1 protein-coding gene is annotated in these 1,071 nt (G+C 56.1%); it reads right to left on the bottom strand.

Features of this window, described 5'->3' with window-relative positions; genetic code table 11:
* Positions 1-53: 53 nt before the first annotated feature.
* Positions 54-1,071, bottom strand: a 1,018-nt coding sequence (locus RMSM_RS20615) for a DUF1501 domain-containing protein (protein WP_040768585.1), incomplete at its 5' end; no start/stop codon positions are given.

Genomic DNA, 1,071 nt, shown 5'->3' with positions numbered 1-1,071 from the left:
GCCCGGCGGAAGCGAGGGGAGCCAGACTTTCAGCACTTATAAATCGCAGGTGCCTAGGCCAAGACATCATGGACAACGCGAGCGGGTTGTACGCCGGTCAATTTCTGATTTAGACCCTGAAACGGATAACTCAATTGATTGTGATCAAAGCCCAGCAGATGCAACAGCGTGGCGTGAAAGTCGCGCAGCGGAACGGGGTTTTCAGCCGGTGAGTAACCAACGGCATCGGTTTCACCGTAGCTGTAGCCGGGCTTGACGCCGCCGCCAGCCATCCACAGCGTGAATGCACCGGGATTGTGATCGCGACCAACGAAACGCATTTCAGTCCCGCCCCGATTCTCTCGCATCGGCGTGCGACCAAACTCTCCGCTCCAAATCACCAAGGTATCCTCGAGCATGCCTCGTTGTTTCAGGTCGGTCAGAAGAGCCGAGATCGGTTGGTCAACCTGTTTGCATTTGTCTTTAAACCCTTCGTTCAACGCCTCGGCTTTGCCCGCACCGTGGGAATCCCATCCCCAGTCATATAATTGGATAAAGCGGACATCACGCTCGGCCAAACGTCGAGCGAGCAAGCAGTTATTGGCAAACGATTCTTTGCCGGGCTCGGTGCCGTACATCTCGTGAATGTGCGCCGGTTCGTCGCGAATGTCCATCGCTTCGGGGACGGCGGACTGCATCCGAAACGCCATTTCATATTGGGCGATTCGGGTGAGCGTCTCAGGATCACCAAAATCTTCATTGTTCCGCTGGTTCAATCGATTCAATGCATCGAGCATCGTACGACGTCGATCGCGAGTGACGCCATCGGGATTCGAAATGTTCAGGATCGGGTCCCCCTGCGATCGGCATTGGACTCCTTGATATACCGAGGGCAGAAAACCACCGCTCCACAGTGCCTTGCCCACACGAGGCTGGCGACCGCCGGAAAGCAGCACGAAGAATCCCGGCAGATTCTCGTTTTCGGTTCCCAGCCCCCACGTCGTCCACGACCCAATCGACGGATATCCAATTCGCGATTGCCCGGTGTGGACCATCAACTGGGCAGGACCGTGATTGAATTGATCGGTTTGC

The organism is Rhodopirellula maiorica SM1, from assembly GCF_000346295.1.
GTDB lineage: Bacteria > Planctomycetota > Planctomycetia > Pirellulales > Pirellulaceae > Novipirellula > Novipirellula maiorica.
This window is presented reverse-complemented; position numbering and strand designations above follow the sequence as displayed.